The following is a 15,270-nucleotide window of genomic DNA, read 5'->3' as shown; positions in this document are numbered from 1 at the left end:
GGCGGTCCCCCTCCAGCCGCTGCCGTCGTGCCCGATCGTCCGCACGGCTGCTAAGCCGTGGCTAAAGCCGGTCTAACGGCGGGCTGGGGAGTGCTTAACGGGACTTAAGAACGCCATTAGCGAAGCTAGGTACGCCTGGTCGGGAGGATTGATCGAGATCCCGACGGAGGTGTTACAGCGATGAGTGCACAGGCCCAGGACACGGTACCCACACCGCGCGAGGTGCTGGACCGCGCGTTCGGGCGGATGCTGGCCATCGACATGAACGGATTCGCCGACATGTGGGCCGAGGACGGGGTGCTGGACTGCCCGTTCAACCCGCCGGGCGTGCCACGCCGGTTCGAGGGCCGGGAGCAGATCCGCCAGTTCCTGATCATGGGGCAGGAGAACAGCCGGCTGCAGCTCGAAGCGATCGAGAACGTGGTCGTCCACGAGACCACCGACCCCGAGGTGATCATCGCCGAGCTGGACGGCCACGGCTCGGTGAAGGGCAGCGGCAAGCCGTACCGGACGAAGTACTGCGAAGTCCTGCGCGTGCGCGCCGGCCAGATCGTGCTCTACCGCCACTACCAGGAACAACTCATCGAGCAGGATTAGGGGAGCGATGGACGACAGGGGTTTGCTGACCGGCCGGGTGGCGTTGGTGACCGGCGGCAGCCGGGGGATCGGCGCCGGGATCGCGCTCGCGTTAGGACAGCAGGGCGCGGACGTGGTGGTCAACTACCACACCAACGCCGACGCGGCAGCGGGCGTGGTGGCGGGCATCGAGGCGGCCGGCTCACGGGCGCTCGCCGTCCAGGCCGACGCGACCGACGCGGACCAGGTCGCGGCGATGGTCCGGACCGCGACCGAGGCGTTGGGCGACATCGACGTCCTGGTGTGCAACACGGTCGGCGAGATCGACGACGCCGTCGAGCGGTTCATGTCCGGCCGGACCATGGCGATGGACTGCGCGGCCGAGATCCTGCACCGCACGGCCGCGCAACTGGCCGCGACGCTGTACCCGTGCCGGGAGGTCCTGCCCGGGATGCGGCGGCGCGGCGGCGGCAGCGTCGTGCTGATCGGCGCGGCCGGGACGCGCGGCGGCCGCCCGGAGAAGGGCATCGCCGAGATCGCCGTGGCCAAGGCCGCGCAGGAGGCGCTGGCCAGGTCGCTGGCCAGCGAACTGGGCCCGGACCGGGTCCGGGTCAACACGGTGGCGCCGGGCATGATCCCGACCGACGCGAACGCCGGCCCGTGGCAGCCGATGATGATCACCGAGATCGCCAAGACCACCCCGCTGGGTCAGGTCGGCACCGCGGCCGACGTGGGTGCCGCGGTCGTGGCGTTCGCGGCCGACCTGACCAGGCATGTCACCGGTGCGTTCGTCGGCGTCGACGGCGGCCGGACCATGGACTGACACCGCTGACCCCGTACGTACCCGCCGCGTAAGTAGTTTCCCTAATGTTTCCGCAGGTCGCGCTGTGAGACATTAGTTGGGTGGTACAGCGGAACCTCGTGATGGGGGTCTGGGTTCCGCAGGGGAGGGGTCTATTGGTAGCTGCCAATCGGCTGAGTGATTGGCAGCTGCCAATAGAGTAGGGATATACGCTGGGAATGGATGGTGACACCGGTGGCGAACCGCTAATCGTTTTCTGCTTTAGTGGCTGCGTTACCATCTCCGCGTGCCCCCAGTCCCCTGGTGCCAAGGAGAACAAAGTGACACGGCCCCCGCGTGCTCAGAATCGTCCGGCACACGCGCACCGCTATCGGGGAAGACAGGTTCTGATCCTGTTCAGTGCCGTCCTGGCCGGCGCCACCGGCTGCAGTTCCGACGCGGCCCCGAGGCAGCCCGCGGCCGGCGGAACCCTCACCTTCGCCACCGACACCGAGCCCGGTTGTCTTGATCCGCAGGTCAGCGGCCTCGACGTGAACGCGCTCATCGACCGGAACATTTTCGACTCGCTGGTGAACATGGCTCCGGACGGCACGTTCCACCCCTGGCTGGCGACCAGCTGGGAGGTGTCATCGGACGGCACCAGGTACACATTCCACCTGCGCGCCGACGTCGTCTTTCAGGACGGCACGAAGCTCACCGCCGAAGCGGTGAAGGCGACCTTCGATCACGCGGTCGACCCGAAGACGAAATCGCAGTACGCGGCCAGCCTGATTCGTCCATATGCCGGATCAAGAGTCATTGACGACAACACCGTCGAAATGACTCTCGCCGCGCCGAGCGCACCGTTCCTCCAGGCGGTCAGCACCGCCTACATGGGCATCCAGTCGGCGAAGTCGCTGCAGGCCGGCGGCGACGGTCCGTGCCAGCGGCCGGTCGGGTCCGGGCCGTTCAAGTTCGACAAGTGGGCCCAGGGCCAGTCGATCACGATGTCGAAGTACCCGGCGTACAACTGGGCGTCCGCGGCCTCCGCCCACAACGGCGCCGCATACCTCGACGGCCTCACCATCAGCTTCATCAAGGAGAACGCCGTCCGCGCCGGCGCGCTCACCAGCCACCAGGCCGACGTGATCGCGAACGTGCTGCCCACCAAGGTCAAGAGCATCGAATCGTCGGCCGACCTGCAGGTCTATCGGACCCAACCGCCGGGTGTCGGCTACGCGCTGTACTTCAACACCACGAGCGCGCCGATGACCGACGAACGCGTCCGCAAGGCACTACTGCGGTCGGTCGACGTCGACGCCCTGGTCAAGTCCATCTACTTCGACCAGTACCCGCGGGCGTGGAACCTGCTCAACCCGCCCACCCTGGACTACGACAAGGCGCTGGAGCAGTCGTGGCCGTACGACCCGGCGATGGCGAACAAGCTGCTCGACGACGCCGGCTGGACGACCAAGGACGCGGACGGCTTCCGCACCAAGGACGGCAAGCGGTTGACCGTGCGCTGGCCGTACCTGACCCAGTTCCTGCGCGAGCAGCGCGACGTCCTCGGCCAGGGCATCCAGGACCAGGCCAAGCAGGTCGGCATCGACCTGCAGCGGATCGGCGAGGACGCCGCCACGTACCGGGCCGACCTGCACTCCGGCAACACGCACGTCTGGGACCAGGCCACGGTCCGGGCCGACCCGGACATTCTCCGCACCCTGTTCGCCGCCGACCAGACGTCCGACAAGGGCGGGTTCAACGTCTTCGAGCTGAAGGACCCGCAGCTGGACAAGTGGCTCACCGAGGCGGTCCGCAGCAGCGACCCGGCGGTCCGCAAGGACCGGTACACCCAGGTCCAGCACTATCTGGTCGACCACGCCATGGTGATGCCGCTGTACGTGCCGGAGTCGCTGGTCGGCGCCGCCAAACGGGTGCGCGGCCTGACGTTCGAGGCGGCGGGGTACCCGCTGTTCTATGACGTGTCGCTGGACGGGACGTGAGAGCCGGGTGAGTGACTCCCTTCGGTGGTGGGTTCGCCGCCTGCTGCTCGCCGTGCTCGTGGTGTTCGGTGCCGCCACCGTCACCTTCGGCGCGCTACGGCTCGAACCCGGCGACCCGGTCCGGCTGATGCTCGGGCCGAACGTCAACCCGCCACCGGAGCTGGTCGATCAGGTCCGCCACGACCTCGGGCTGGACCGGCCGTTGATCGAGCAGTACGGGCTGTTCCTCGGCCGGCTCGGCACCGGTGACCTCGGCCGGTCCTACCAGCTGCACGACTCGGTGGCGAACGTGATCGGCGAGCACCTCGGGTCCACGGTCGCCTTGGCGCTCACCGGTTTCCTGCTGGCGTTCGCCCTCGGGCTGCTGATCGCGGTGGCCACCGCCGGGCGACGGCCGGCGCTGCGCGGCCTGTCGTCCACAGTGGAATTGATCATGACCTCGACGCCGGGCTTCTGGGTCGGTGTCCTGCTGCTCACGCTGTTCTCGTTCCGGCTGCACGCCTTCCCGGTCGCGGGCGGCACCGGCCTGGCCGGCCTGGTGCTGCCGGCGGTCACGCTCGCGCTGGGCATGGCCGGGGTGTTCGCCCAGGTACTGCGTGAAGGGCTCGAACGCGCGCTGGCCGAGCCGTTCGTGGTCAGCGCGCGGGCCAGAGGCACCGGCGAGACGATGGTCCGGCTCCGGCACGCGCTGCGGCACGCCATGGTCCCGATGGTCACCATCGCCGGCTGGGCGGTCGGCGCGCTGCTGAGCGGCGCCGTGGTGATCGAGACCGTGTTCAGCCGGCCGGGCCTCGGACACGTGCTCGCCACCGCCGTCGCCGGGCGGGACTTCCCGCTGGTGACCGGGATCGCCGTGGTCTCGGCGGCGCTGTTCGCGGTGATCAGCGTTATCGTGGACGGGCTGTACCGGGTGATCGACCCGAGGCTGCGGGACACGGGGGTGTCGGCATGAGCGTCGCCGTACTGCCCCTGGCCCGAGGCACCCGGGGCCGGAGCGTGTGGATCGCGTGGGCCGTCCTCGGGTTCATCGCGCTGTCCGCGCTGTGGCCGGGCCTGCTGGCGATTCACTCGCCGCTGCAAGTGAATCCGACGCACGCGCTGGAAGGGCCGAGCGCGGCGCACCTGCTCGGCACCGACCAGCTCGGCCGGGACCTCTACAGCAGGGTGATCCACGGCGCCGGCCAGTCACTGACCGTCGGTCTCGGCGCCACCGTCGTCGCGGTCGTGATCGGCTGCCTGTTCGGCACGCTGGCGGCGGGCTCGAAGAAGGCCGGCGACGAGGTGATCATGCGGACCGTGGACGTCTTCCTGGCGTTCCCCGGCCTGCTGCTGGCCCTGCTGGTGGTGGCCATCCTGGGCCCGAGCACGACCAACGCCACGCTCGCGCTCGCCGCGTCCATGATCCCTGGTTTCATCCGGCTCGCCCGCGGCCAGGCGCTGGTCGTGCGGCGGTCCGACTACGTCAAAGCGGCCGTCGTGCTGGGCACCCGGCCGGTCGTCGTCTACATGCGACACGTCGTCCCGAACGCGTTGCCGTCGCTGTTGGTGCTGGCCACGGTCAACATCGGCACGGCGATCATCGCGGGCTCGTCACTCAGCTTCCTCGGCCTCGGTGCGCAGGCACCAAGCCCGGAGTGGGGTGCGATGCTGTCGGACGCGCGGGACTATCTGGATGTGGCGTGGTCCTTGGCGTTGGTGCCGGGGCTCGCGATCACCGTGACCGTCATCGCGGTCAACGTCGTCGGACGTGACCTGATGCGCCGATTCGAGGGGAGACATCCGGGTGTCCACCGCTGATCTCCCCCTGCTCGCCGTCGACGGCCTCAGCGTCCACTTCGGAACGAAACGCGGCCGGGTGGACGCCGTGCGCGGCATCAGTTTCACCGTCGACGTGGGCAAGTGCCTCGCCATCGTAGGTGAGTCGGGCTCGGGGAAGAGCGTGACGGCACGGGCCCTGCTGGGCCTCGCTGGCCCGGGATCCTCGGTGCGGGCCCGGAAGATGGAGCTGAACGGCCGCGACCTGACCCTGCTGTCCGAACGCGACTGGCGCCAAGTGCGCGGCCGTGTGGTCGGGCTGGTGCTGCAGGACGCCATGACGTCCCTGGATCCGGTCCGGACGGTCGGCGCCGAGATCGCCGAGACGCTGCGCAACCACCAGGTCGTGCCGCGCGCGGACGTCGGCGGGAAAGTCGTGTCCCTGCTGACCGAGGCCCGGGTTCCGGAGCCGGGAACCCGCGCCCGGCAGTATCCGCACCAGCTGTCCGGCGGTCTGCGCCAACGGGCGCTGATCGCGTCCGCCCTGGCCGCGAGCCCGCCGCTGCTGATCGCCGACGAGCCGACCACCGCACTGGACGTGACCGTCCAGGCCCGCATCTTGGACCTGCTCGCCGAACGCAAACGCGACGGCGTCGCCCTCCTGCTGATCAGCCATGACCTGTCGGTGGTGGCCAAGCTCGCCGACTACATCGCGGTCATGCGCGAAGGCGCGTTCGTGGAGGAAGGCCCGGCCGCGGACGTGCTGACCTCGCCGAGCCACCCGTACACCAAGAGCCTGCTCGCGGCCGCGCACCCCAAGAGAGCACGGTCCGGTGCGTCGACGCAGGTGGTGCTCGAAGTGGATAGCGTCTCGAAGAGCTACCGCGGCCGGGCGGCCGTCAAGGACGTCTCGTTCGTGCTGCGCGCCGGGGAGACCTTGGGGATACTGGGCGAGTCGGGAGCGGGCAAGACCACTCTCGCGCAGGTCGTCCTCGGCCTCGTGCGGCCGGACCGCGGCAGCGTCCGGCTGTTCGGGCACCCCTGGTCGGACCGGCCGGAACAGCTCCGGCGGGCCGACCGGCACCGGATCCAGTTCGTCCAGCAGGATCCGGCGAGCTCGTTCGACCCGCGGTACACGGTGGCACGGATCGTCGGGGAAGCGGTGCGTGTCCCGGGCCGGCAGGCCAGGCAGCGGCGGGTCGCGGACCTGCTGCGCCTGGTCGGGCTGGACACGGACCTCGCCGGCCGCCGGCCGTGGCAGCTGTCCGGTGGTCAGCGCCAGCGGGTCGCCATCGCGCGGGCGGTCGCGCCCGAGCCGGCCGTGCTGGTCTGTGACGAGCCGGTCTCGTCCCTGGACGTCTCCAGCCAGGCCCAGATCCTGGACCTGTTCGCCGACCTGCGGGAACGACTCGGTCTCGCGATGGTGCTCATCTCGCACGACCTCGGCGTCATCCGCCACACCAGCGATCGGCTGATCGTGCTGCGGGCCGGCGAAGTGGTGGAGAGCGGCCAGGTCGAAACGGTGTACCAGCGGCCTGGACACCCCCACACGCGGGAACTGCTGGCGGCTCTGCCGAGGCCGCCGGACAGCGCCGTGCCACCGTCGCCCAGCTTTTTCTCGGATTGAAGGAGGTTCGGAAACGTGGTCAAGTCCACTGTTCCGCTGTCCGTGCTCGACACCGCGCCGGTGTGGCGGGGATCGACCCCAGCGCAGTCGTTGCGCGACATGATGGACCTGGCCAAGAACGTGGAGCGGCTTGGCTATCACCGCTACTGGGTGGCCGAACACCACAACACGCTCAGCATCGCCAGCTCCAGCCCGGCCGTCCTGGTCGGACAGCTCGCCAGCGTCACCACCTCGCTGCGGGTCGGGTCCGGCGGCGTGATGCTGCCCAACCACCCGCCGCTGGTGATCGCCGAACAGTTCGGCACCCTGGAAGCGCTGCACTCCGGCCGGATCGACCTCGGCATCGGCCGTGCCCCGGGCACCGACCCGACCACGGCGAAAGCCCTGCGGCGGACCACCGACGAGATGGCCGGTGAGGACTTCCCCAAGCAGATCGCCGAGCTGATGGCGTACTTCAGCGGACCGGTCGAGAACGGGTCAGGCAAGGCGATCCACGCCATCCCGGCCGAAGGCAACGGCCCGCCGCTGTGGCTGCTCGGGTCCAGCGGCGCCAGCGCGGAGGTGGCCGGCCGGCTCGGCCTGCCGTTCGCCTTCGCCCACCACATCAACCCGGGCAACACCCTGGGCGCGCTCGAGATCTACCGGGAGTCCTTCCAGCCGTCGGCCGCGCTGGCCGAGCCGTACGTGCTGGTCTGCGCGATGGTGATCGCCGCGGACACCGAGGAACGCGCGGAATGGTTCGCCTCGTCGATCGGCCTGACGATCCTGCGGATGCGCGGTGGGCTGCCGCAGGGCCCGCACACGCCGCCAGAGGAGGCGTCGGCGTACCCGTACACGCCGGAGGAGACGGATCTGATCAAGCAGATGCTGTCGTCCCGGATCATCGGCGGACCGGACACCGTCCGGCGTAAGGTCCATGAGCTGCTGGCCAGTACCAAGGCCGACGAACTGATGGTGGTGACGCTGATCCACGGGCAGGAGAACCGGGTCCGCTCGTACGAGCTGGTCGCCGAGGCGGTCGCGCTGGGGCAGCCGGACCAGGTGTCCGCGCTATAAGGCGTGTCCCGTGGATCACGATCGCGATAGCCGGGCCGAGGCGGCCCCTGGCGCCACCGCCGAAACGCCCGAATACAACCCGGTATTAGGGCGCTCCTGCGGCGCCGCCAGGAACCACCTCGATCCCAGCTCTCATCGACCGTGATCCACGGGACACGCCTTTAGAACGAGCTAAGCGGGGCCTAAGCGGCGGTCCTGATCGTGGGAGCATGGTGGACCAGCCCCGCGCGTTCCCGTTCCCCCGTACCGACCCGCTCGCCCCGCCGCCGGCCTACGCCGAGTTGGCCGGCTCGCCCTGCCGGGTGCGGCTGGCGTCCGGCGACGAGCCGTGGCTGGTGACCCGGCACGCGGACGTCCGGGCCGTCCTGGCCGATCCGACGATGAGCACCGACCTGGCCAACCCGGACCTGCCGCGGGTCAGCGCGTTGTCCGCGGGGCCGAACGTGCTGTCGTTCCTGAAGATGGACGAACCCGACCACGGCGTGCTGCGGCGGATGGTGGCGGCCGAGTTCACCGCCCGCGGGATCCAGCCGATGCGGCCCCGAATCCAGGACATCGCCGACTCGTTGGTCGACGCGATGACCAGCCGGGACGAACCCGTCGACCTGATGGCCGCCTTCGCCGCGAAACTGCCGTGCCTGGTGATCTGCGAGCTGCTCGGCGTGCCGGCCGAGGACCGGGACCAGGTCCAGCGCTGGAGCGGGCTGATCGCGTCGTCCACCGCCGACCCGATGCGGATCGGCGAGGCACTGCAGCAGATCACGATCTACCTGGACCAGGTGGTGGCCGCGGCCGAGAAGGAACCGCGGGACGACCTGGTCGGGCGGCTGGCCAGCGGGTACGTGGCCACCGGCGAGCTGAGCCACGACGACATGGTGTCGATGGTCCGGCTGCTGGTGATCGCCGGCCTGGAGAACCCGGTGCAGATGATCGGCATGGGCGTGCTGACCCTGCTGCGGCATCCCGAGCAGCTCGCCCTGCTGCGGGCCGACCCCGGCCTGATCCCAGGCGCGGTCGACGAACTCCTGCGGTACTTGTCGATCCCGCAGTACGGGATCGTTCGCGCCGCGACGGAGGACACGTCCGTCGGCGGTGTCGCGGTCGCCAAGGGTGACGGCGTGGTCATCGGGCTCCCGGCGGCCAACCACGACCCCTCGGTGTACCCGGATCCGGGCACGCTCGACGTTCGCCGCGACGCGAGCCGCCATGTCTCTTTTGGACACGGCGTGCACCAGTGTATTGGTCGTTCGTTGGCCGTGGTCGAACTGTCGGTCGCGATCGACACCCTGCTCAGACGCCTGCCGAACCTTCGGCTGGCAGTGGACTTCGCCGAGATCAGGTTCCGCGGCGACGACAGTTTCGTGTACGGCGTGGCGGAACTGCCTGTGATGTGGCGATGACCGTGGTGATCGCCGGCGGCGGTCCGACCGGCCTGATGTTGGCGTGCGAGCTGGGCCTGCAGGGTGTGGAAACCGTTGTCCTGGAGCGACTTTCGTCGATCGAGGAGAACTCGGCCGGGATGGGCGTGCACGCGCGCACGCTGGAGGTGTTGGACCGGCGCGGGTTCGCGGTTCCCCGGCAGGACATGTTCCCGTGGCCGCGCACCCCGTTCGCGTTGCTGTGGCTGGATCTGGCTGTGGCCAGTAAGCGGGACCTGACGTACGCGTTGCCGCAGTGGCGGGTCGAACGGCTGTTGGCGGAACGCGCGACGGAGTTGGGCGTCGAAATTCGCCGGGGCGAGGAAGTGACCGGTGTCAGCCAGGACGACACGGGTGTCACGGTCGACCTGCGCTCTGGTGAGCAGCTGCGCTCTCGGTACCTCGTGGGGTGCGATGGGGCTGACAGCGCGGTCCGTTCCCTGGTGGGGATCGACTTTCCGAAGGGCGGCCGGACGTACTACGGGGTGCTCGCCGATGTGGTCGTCGACGAGATGGACTTCCAGGGCGGTGTGTATCCGGCGGGGATGTTCGGCGCGCTTCCGTTGCGTCCGGGGATGATCCGCCTGATGACCGTCGAGTTCGACGTCGAGCGTCCGAATGGACCGGTCACAGTGGACGAAGTCGCCGACGCGGTGGAGCGGGTCACCGGCCGGCGGCCCGCGATCGACAAAGTCCACTGGCTGTCCCGGTTCGGCGGCTCGAACCGGCTCGTGACCCGGTACCGGGACGGCCGGGTGTTCCTGGCCGGGGACGCGGCGCACACCGTGTTCATCTCGGGCACCCAAGGCCTCAACAGCGGCGTCCACGACGCGGTGAACCTGGGCTGGAAACTGGCCGCGGAGGTCAACGGCTGGGCGCCGATCGGCCTGCTGGACACGTACCACGCCGAACGCCACCCGGTGGGCCAGCGGATGGTCACCCACGCCGAAGCGCAGATGGCGTTGCTGCACCCGTTGCACAACGTCGTCGCGCTGCGGGAGGTCTTCCAGGAACTGCTGCAGGTGCCGGAGGTCAACCGGATCCTGCTGGAGATGCCGACCGTCGATCCCCTGCGCGGCGACGTCATGCCGGACGTTCCGTTGCGCGCCGGCCGTGGCCTGCTGCTGGACTACTCCGGCGGCGTCGACATCGCCGGCTGGTCCGACCGGGTCGACATCGTCAGGCCCGGCCCGCCGCCGGAGACGGACGTGGTCCGGGTGCTGATCCGGCCGGACGGCCAAGTGGCCTACGTGGACAGGGGCGGCAACGGCCTGGATGTGGCCCTGCGTACGTGGTTCGGTGAGCCAGTCTGAGTCTGGTTTGGACTGACGCGGGGCCTTGGGGGTTGGGCCCCGCGTCAGTGTGCCGTCCGCACCAAGCCGAGGACGAGGCCTAGGCCCTCGCTGTCTTGGTCTTGATGACGAATACGGCAACCGCGAGCCCGCAGAGGGCGAAGACTGTGCCGACCGTGAAAGCCATCGCGATGCCGTGCGCCATGGCCTGGTGGCTCAGGGTCGGGGAGGTGCTCTGGCTGCTCATGTGGAACACCGTGACCAGGATCGCGACCCCCAGCGACCCGCCGAGCCGCTGCATGGTCTGCAACGCGCCGGACGCGGCACCGGAATCCTGCCTTGGCGCCTCGGACAGGATGAGCAGGTTCAACGGCGTGAAGCAGAGGCTGACACCGACACCCACCAGGACGAGCGGCGCCACGATGCCACCGAGGTACGACGTGGTCGCGGTGATCTGCGTGAACCCGAGCACCCCCAAGGTGATCAGGACCGTGCCGATCACGGTCACGAGTTTCGGCCCGAGCTTGGCCAGCAGCCTGGGCGCCATCCGGCCGGCGATGTACTGCGGGACCGCCATCGGCAGGAACGCGCAGCCGGCGACCAGCGCGCTGTACCCCAGGATGTCCTGCGTGAACTGGGTGATGAAGAACAGCACGCTCGTCAATGTGGCCGGCAGCAGCAGCATGTTGAGGTACGCGGCGGCGCGGTTGCGGCTGGCGAACAACCGCAGCGGCATGATCGGCTGGGCCGCGCGGTGCTGGACGAGCACGAACGACACCAGCAGCACCACCCCGACCGCGAACGTGGGCAGGACGAACCGGTCGTCCCAGCCGTTCGACGCGGCCCGGATGAACCCGTAGACCAACGCCGCCATGCCGACCGTCGACAGCAACGCGCCGACCAGGTCGAACCGTCCGGGATGGCGTTCGGCCTCCTGCACGTACTTCGGCGCCAGCACCATGATCAGCACACCGAACGGCACGTTCACGAACATCACCCAGTGCCACGACAGGCCCGAGGTGAGCGCACCGCCGAGCAGCAGCCCGATGGTCAGGCCGATGCCGGACACCGACGCCACGATGGCCAGCGCGTGGTTCCGCTCGCCGCCTTCCTTGAAGTTGTTCATGATCAACGCGAGCGAACTCGGCGACGCGAAGGCCGCACCGACCCCCTGCAACGTCCGGAACGCCACCAGCCACGCGGGCGACATCGCGAAACCACCGAGCAGCGACGCCAGCGTGAACACCGCGACCCCGATGACGAACATCCGCCGCCGCCCGTACACGTCGGCCAGCCGGCCGCCGAGCAGCAACAGGCCGCCGAACGCGAGCGTGTACGCGTTGAGCACCCAGGACAGGCCCACCGGGGTGAAATGGAGGTCGTCCCGGATCGACGGCAGGGCGATGTTCACGATCGTGGAGTCCAGGATCGCCATCAGCTGCACGGACACGATGACGGCGAGCGTGATGCCCCGGCCTCGCCGCGGGCCCCCGTCGGGCGGCGTTGGTCCCACCTCCGGCGAAGCCGACTGGGTGGACACGGAACCTCCCCAAAAGCACCGAATACCTGCAGTCGCCATAAGCGGAATGGTTCTCCGCCTACGGTTGATAGAGTATGGAGCTAGCATCCGTTTCGCAACCCCGGGTGGTGGAACGATGACCCAGACAGCGGCAGAGGCGCCCAAGCGCCCGATGCGGGCCGACGCCCGCCGTAACTACGGGCATCTGCTCGCGGCGGCGAAAGAGGCGTTCGCCCAGCACGGAGCGGAAGCCTCCCTGAACGAGATAGCCACGCGCGCCGGAGTCGGCGTGGGCACCCTGTACCGCCACTTCCCCAGCCGCGAAGCCCTGCTGGCAGCGGTCCTGCAGGACCGTTTCGACGCACTGACGGCGAAGGCCACCGAGCTGGTCAGAACCGTGTCGGCGGCCGAAGCGTTGCGTGGCTGGCTGCTGGTGTTCATCGCCCACCTGAAGACCTACCGCGGCCTTTCGGCGCCTGTGATGAGCACGTTGAACGACGAGACCTCGGAGCTGTACTCGTCCTGCCACGCCATGCGCGCGTCCGGGACGGAGCTGGTGGCGCGCGCTCAGGACGCGGGGGACCTGCGGAAAGACGTGGATTCGGCGGACGTGCTCATCCTGGCCAACGCGATCGCGTGGGCTACCGAGCAGCTGCCGGAGGACCCGGTGCGAACCGATCGGTTGCTGTCGATCGTGCTGAGCGGACTGCGGCGCGAGTCGGACTGACGCCGACGCCCTGGCTGTCAGGGCTGTTGGCGGTGCAGTTCCGAGATGCGCTGGATCGCCGCCATCGACTCGCGGACTCCTTCGGTCGCCTGGTCCAGCGCCCGCACCGAGTCCGACGAGATCTCGTTCAGCGTCCGGGTCAGCTGGTCCACCGACGGCGGGGTCGGCAGCGACTCGATCATGGCCTGCCGCATGGCCTCCAGTGCGGTGTTGGTCGCGGCCATGATCGCGGCGGACAGTTCGTCCGCGGGCACCCGCAGTGCCGCCGGGGCGACGGTCAAGGCACTGATCCGCCCACCAGTGGCCTCGACCTTGACCTTGCCGTCCAGCGCCTCGCCCTTGCCTACCGGCGGCTCGGCGGCGTCGGCTGCCGACTGGTTCGCCGCGGCCCGCAGCCGGTCGAGCTGGTCCTGCATGGAGTGCACGACATCCTTGGACCCGCGCCACGGATCGGTCATGATTCCGCCTTCCCGACGAACGGCCGGACCAGGGCCCCGGCCTGGCGTAGTGCGTCGATCGCGTCCGTGGTCCGGCCGGCGTCGGTGACCACGCTGCCGGCCAGCACAGTCCCGGTCGCACCGGTCGCGTCCCAGCCGCTGACCTGGTCGGCGTCGAACCCGACCCGGTCGAACCGTGCGTTACGCAGCTTGGCCGCGCGCAGGTCGGTGCGGAAGAAGTACGTCTTGGTCAGGTCGGTGCCGTCGAGAATCGCCCCGGCCAGCACCGCGTCCGTCAGGTCGGCACGCAGCAGCCGTGCCCCGGTCAGGTCCGCGCCGGACAGGTCGGCACCGGTCAGGTTCGCCTTGTACAGGTCGGCATCGGGCAGTTTGGCGTGCTGGAGGTTCGCGCCGATCAGCTCGGTGTGGCTGAGGTCCGTGCCGGTCAGGTCGACGTGGCTGAGGTCGGCGTCGTTGAGCACGGCGCCGTCCATCCGGCGACCGGCCAGCGCCAGCCCCCGCAGCGAGCGCCCGGTGAGGTCAAGCTGCCGGCCGCCCTGCCGGTCGTTCCACCGTTGGTGATCGGCCAGCAGCTGGTCGACCTCGGCCTGAGTCAGGTCCATCAGTAGATCACCACCTTGCCGGCCCACTCCGGATGCGACGCGATCAGGTCCTTGAGGTCGTCACGGTCCTCTTGGGACAGTTTGACGGTGTCCAGCGCGACGTGTTCGCCGGCGGCGATCTCCCGCTGGATCGACTTCTGCGCCGCGTCCCTGGTGTAGCCGCCGCGTCCCGGCCTGGTCTGGAATCCCTTCACGTCCCAGTCCTGGCCGTCGCCGTCCTTGAAGTCCGCGCCCGGACTACCGCGTTCGACCGGCGGCTTGACCGCGCCCATCTGCTCAAGGCCCAACGCGACCTCCGCCTCCCGCAGCGTCGCCGCGGTCGTCTGCCCGCCGTGGTCGGGGTCCTTGGCCAGTTCTTCCTTGCGGCGCTCGTACTCCTGGCGGTCGTGCTCCCGCTGCTCGGGTGTCTTGAACTCGTCGACCCCGTGCGCCGAGGTGTGGATCGGCCGCCCCTCCAGCCGGTCGATCTCCTTGCTGAGGTGGTCACGCACCAGCTCCGACAACGGCCCGCCCAACTCACTGATGGCCGTGATGGTGGTGTTGACCAGGGTGACGATCGTGCGGTTGACCGTGACCGCGACCTCCGCGGCCGCGGCCAACGACGCACCGAGCGTGAAGAACGCGGCGGCGATGGCGGCCGCGAGGATCACCGCGAACGCGACCAGTTGCGCGATGACCAGGATCTTCAACGTCAGCACCAGGCCGCCCGCGGAGTAGAACGCGATCGACACGGCACCGGCCACAATGCCGCAGTCCACCAGGTAACCGTCCTGTCCGGACAGCTTCTCCCAGTACGCCTTGAACTCCTCGATGCCCGGACCGTGGTTCTCGGCCAGCATCGCCTGCACCGCGGCGCTCGCCTCTTCGGCGTGCTTGGCGGCGTTCTGCGCGAACGTGCCCCAGAACTCGCCGCAGTTGAACAGCTTGGTCTCGTCGGCCTCCGGCCAGGTGCACCCCACCCAGGACAACGCCTCGATCAACTCGGCCGGCAGCTGAAGGCCCATCTAGACGTCACCGAGGCTTTCCATGATCTGCCGAACCTTGTTGGCCTGCGCGGTGTTGTCCCGTTCGACCGTGGTGTACGCGGTGGCCATCTGGTTCATCGCGTCGGCCGTCTCGATCACGCAGAAACCGGTCTCGGCGAAGTACTCCAAGGCGGTCGGCCCGATAATCTCGTACATATCCTTCAGCGCTGTGCCCAACTCGTCGCCGCCGTACGGATCACCGATGCCGTTCATGTCGGCGGTCAGCCGGCCAACGGCTTCGCCCCAGTCCTGGCCGGCGCCGTCGACCTTCTGGGCGGCGAGGTGAATGCTCTCCGGTCGGACATCGACAGTCCCCATGGCCGGACCGTAACACGGCGGCCAAGGGCGTTGTGGCGAACTCAGGACGATTCAACCGATTCCGCGGTAACCCGATGTGGGACCTGGCCAACCGGCCTGCCATCGTGGATCTT

15 protein-coding genes are annotated in these 15,270 nt (G+C 69.2%); 10 read left to right on the top strand and 5 right to left on the bottom strand.

Annotated elements, in window-relative coordinates:
* The first annotated feature begins 180 nt into the window (after positions 1 to 180).
* From EV192_RS10935 to EV192_RS10895, 9 genes are all read left to right on the top strand, one after another.
* Positions 181 to 597 carry a nuclear transport factor 2 family protein gene (locus EV192_RS10935; protein WP_132114010.1) on the top strand — a complete coding sequence of 139 codons (417 nt, stop codon included), beginning with the start codon at positions 181 to 183 and terminating at the stop codon, positions 595 to 597.
* A 7-nt stretch (positions 598 to 604) separates the two neighbouring features.
* Positions 605 to 1,399, top strand: coding sequence for an SDR family NAD(P)-dependent oxidoreductase (locus tag EV192_RS10930; RefSeq protein ID WP_132114008.1), 795 nt, complete (start codon positions 605 to 607; stop codon positions 1,397 to 1,399).
* 299 nt (positions 1,400 to 1,698) lie between these two features.
* The gene (locus tag EV192_RS10925; protein WP_165960334.1) at positions 1,699 to 3,360 is read left to right on the top strand and encodes an ABC transporter substrate-binding protein; all 1,662 of its coding nucleotides are present in this window, start codon (positions 1,699 to 1,701) and stop codon (positions 3,358 to 3,360) included.
* Between the two features lie 7 nt (positions 3,361 to 3,367).
* Positions 3,368 to 4,312 (top strand): ABC transporter permease, encoded by a 945-nt coding sequence (locus EV192_RS10920; RefSeq protein ID WP_243726768.1) that lies wholly within the window; start codon positions 3,368 to 3,370, stop codon positions 4,310 to 4,312.
* Positions 4,309 to 5,157, top strand: a complete 849-nt coding sequence (locus tag EV192_RS10915) for an ABC transporter permease (RefSeq protein WP_132114002.1) — start codon at positions 4,309 to 4,311, stop codon at positions 5,155 to 5,157. The genes EV192_RS10920 and EV192_RS10915 overlap by 4 nt, the downstream gene beginning before the upstream one ends.
* Entirely contained in the window at positions 5,144 to 6,742 is a 1,599-nt protein-coding gene (locus EV192_RS10910; RefSeq protein WP_243726767.1) for a dipeptide ABC transporter ATP-binding protein, read from the top strand. Before EV192_RS10915 ends, EV192_RS10910 begins: the two co-directional genes overlap by 14 nt.
* A 15-nt stretch (positions 6,743 to 6,757) precedes the next feature.
* Positions 6,758 to 7,798 carry an LLM class flavin-dependent oxidoreductase gene (locus EV192_RS10905; protein ID WP_132113998.1) on the top strand — a complete coding sequence of 347 codons (1,041 nt, stop codon included), beginning with the start codon at positions 6,758 to 6,760 and terminating at the stop codon, positions 7,796 to 7,798.
* A 209-nt stretch (positions 7,799 to 8,007) separates the two neighbouring features.
* Positions 8,008 to 9,198: a cytochrome P450 gene (locus EV192_RS10900; RefSeq protein ID WP_132113996.1), complete on the top strand. Its 1,191-nt coding sequence runs from the start codon at positions 8,008 to 8,010 to the stop codon at positions 9,196 to 9,198.
* Positions 9,195 to 10,529: an FAD-dependent oxidoreductase gene (locus tag EV192_RS10895; protein ID WP_132113994.1), complete on the top strand. Its 1,335-nt coding sequence runs from the start codon at positions 9,195 to 9,197 to the stop codon at positions 10,527 to 10,529. Before EV192_RS10900 ends, EV192_RS10895 begins: the two co-directional genes overlap by 4 nt.
* A gap of 79 nt (positions 10,530 to 10,608) precedes the next feature.
* Here the strand turns inward: EV192_RS10895 and EV192_RS10890 are convergent, their stop codons facing one another.
* Positions 10,609 to 12,048, bottom strand: coding sequence for an MFS transporter (locus EV192_RS10890; RefSeq protein WP_207925975.1), 1,440 nt, complete (start codon positions 12,046 to 12,048; stop codon positions 10,609 to 10,611).
* A gap of 115 nt (positions 12,049 to 12,163) precedes the next feature.
* Between EV192_RS10890 and EV192_RS10885 the strand changes: the two genes are divergently transcribed.
* A complete protein-coding gene (locus EV192_RS10885) occupies positions 12,164 to 12,754 on the top strand; it encodes a TetR/AcrR family transcriptional regulator (RefSeq protein ID WP_132113990.1) in 591 nt (196 codons plus the stop codon).
* Between the two features lie 17 nt (positions 12,755 to 12,771).
* Here the strand turns inward: EV192_RS10885 and EV192_RS10880 are convergent, their stop codons facing one another.
* Genes EV192_RS10880 through EV192_RS10865 form a run of 4 tightly spaced genes read right to left on the bottom strand, consistent with a single transcriptional unit; the run spans position 12,772 to position 15,157 of the window.
* Positions 12,772 to 13,212: a YbaB/EbfC family nucleoid-associated protein gene (locus EV192_RS10880; protein WP_132113988.1), complete on the bottom strand. Its 441-nt coding sequence runs from the start codon at positions 13,210 to 13,212 to the stop codon at positions 12,772 to 12,774.
* Positions 13,209 to 13,814, bottom strand: coding sequence for a pentapeptide repeat-containing protein (locus EV192_RS10875; RefSeq protein ID WP_132113986.1), 606 nt, complete (start codon positions 13,812 to 13,814; stop codon positions 13,209 to 13,211). Before EV192_RS10875 ends, EV192_RS10880 begins: the two co-directional genes overlap by 4 nt.
* Complete coding sequence (locus tag EV192_RS10870) at positions 13,814 to 14,818, bottom strand: WXG100-like domain-containing protein (RefSeq protein WP_132113984.1); 1,005 nt, start codon at positions 14,816 to 14,818, stop codon at positions 13,814 to 13,816. Before EV192_RS10870 ends, EV192_RS10875 begins: the two co-directional genes overlap by 1 nt.
* Positions 14,819 to 15,157, bottom strand: a complete 339-nt coding sequence (locus EV192_RS10865) for a hypothetical protein (protein ID WP_132113982.1) — start codon at positions 15,155 to 15,157, stop codon at positions 14,819 to 14,821.
* Positions 15,158 to 15,270: the final 113 nt, after the last annotated feature.

This window comes from Actinocrispum wychmicini (assembly GCF_004345645.1).
Classification (GTDB): domain Bacteria; phylum Actinomycetota; class Actinomycetes; order Mycobacteriales; family Pseudonocardiaceae; genus Kibdelosporangium; species Kibdelosporangium wychmicini.
The sequence above is the reverse complement of the archived record's forward strand: the minus strand, read 5'-3'. Positions and strand labels throughout refer to the sequence as shown.

Excerpts from the sequence above, each read along its gene's own strand:
- EV192_RS10870 (WP_132113984.1), bottom strand. The coding sequence starts at position 14,818 with ATGGGCCTTCAGCTGCCGGCCGAGTTGATCGAGGCGTTGTCCTGGGTG.
- EV192_RS10880 (WP_132113988.1), bottom strand. The coding sequence starts at position 13,212 with ATGACCGATCCGTGGCGCGGGTCCAAGGATGTCGTGCACTCCATGCAG.
- EV192_RS10885 (WP_132113990.1), top strand. The coding sequence starts at position 12,164 with ATGACCCAGACAGCGGCAGAGGCGCCCAAGCGCCCGATGCGGGCCGAC.
- EV192_RS10930 (WP_132114008.1), top strand. The coding sequence starts at position 605 with ATGGACGACAGGGGTTTGCTGACCGGCCGGGTGGCGTTGGTGACCGGC.
- EV192_RS10875 (WP_132113986.1), bottom strand. The coding sequence starts at position 13,814 with ATGGACCTGACTCAGGCCGAGGTCGACCAGCTGCTGGCCGATCACCAA.
- EV192_RS10895 (WP_132113994.1), top strand. The coding sequence starts at position 9,195 with ATGACCGTGGTGATCGCCGGCGGCGGTCCGACCGGCCTGATGTTGGCG.
- EV192_RS10865 (WP_132113982.1), bottom strand. The coding sequence starts at position 15,157 with ATGGGGACTGTCGATGTCCGACCGGAGAGCATTCACCTCGCCGCCCAG.
- EV192_RS10935 (WP_132114010.1), top strand. The coding sequence starts at position 181 with ATGAGTGCACAGGCCCAGGACACGGTACCCACACCGCGCGAGGTGCTG.
- EV192_RS10915 (WP_132114002.1), top strand. The coding sequence starts at position 4,309 with ATGAGCGTCGCCGTACTGCCCCTGGCCCGAGGCACCCGGGGCCGGAGC.
- EV192_RS10900 (WP_132113996.1), top strand. The coding sequence starts at position 8,008 with ATGGTGGACCAGCCCCGCGCGTTCCCGTTCCCCCGTACCGACCCGCTC.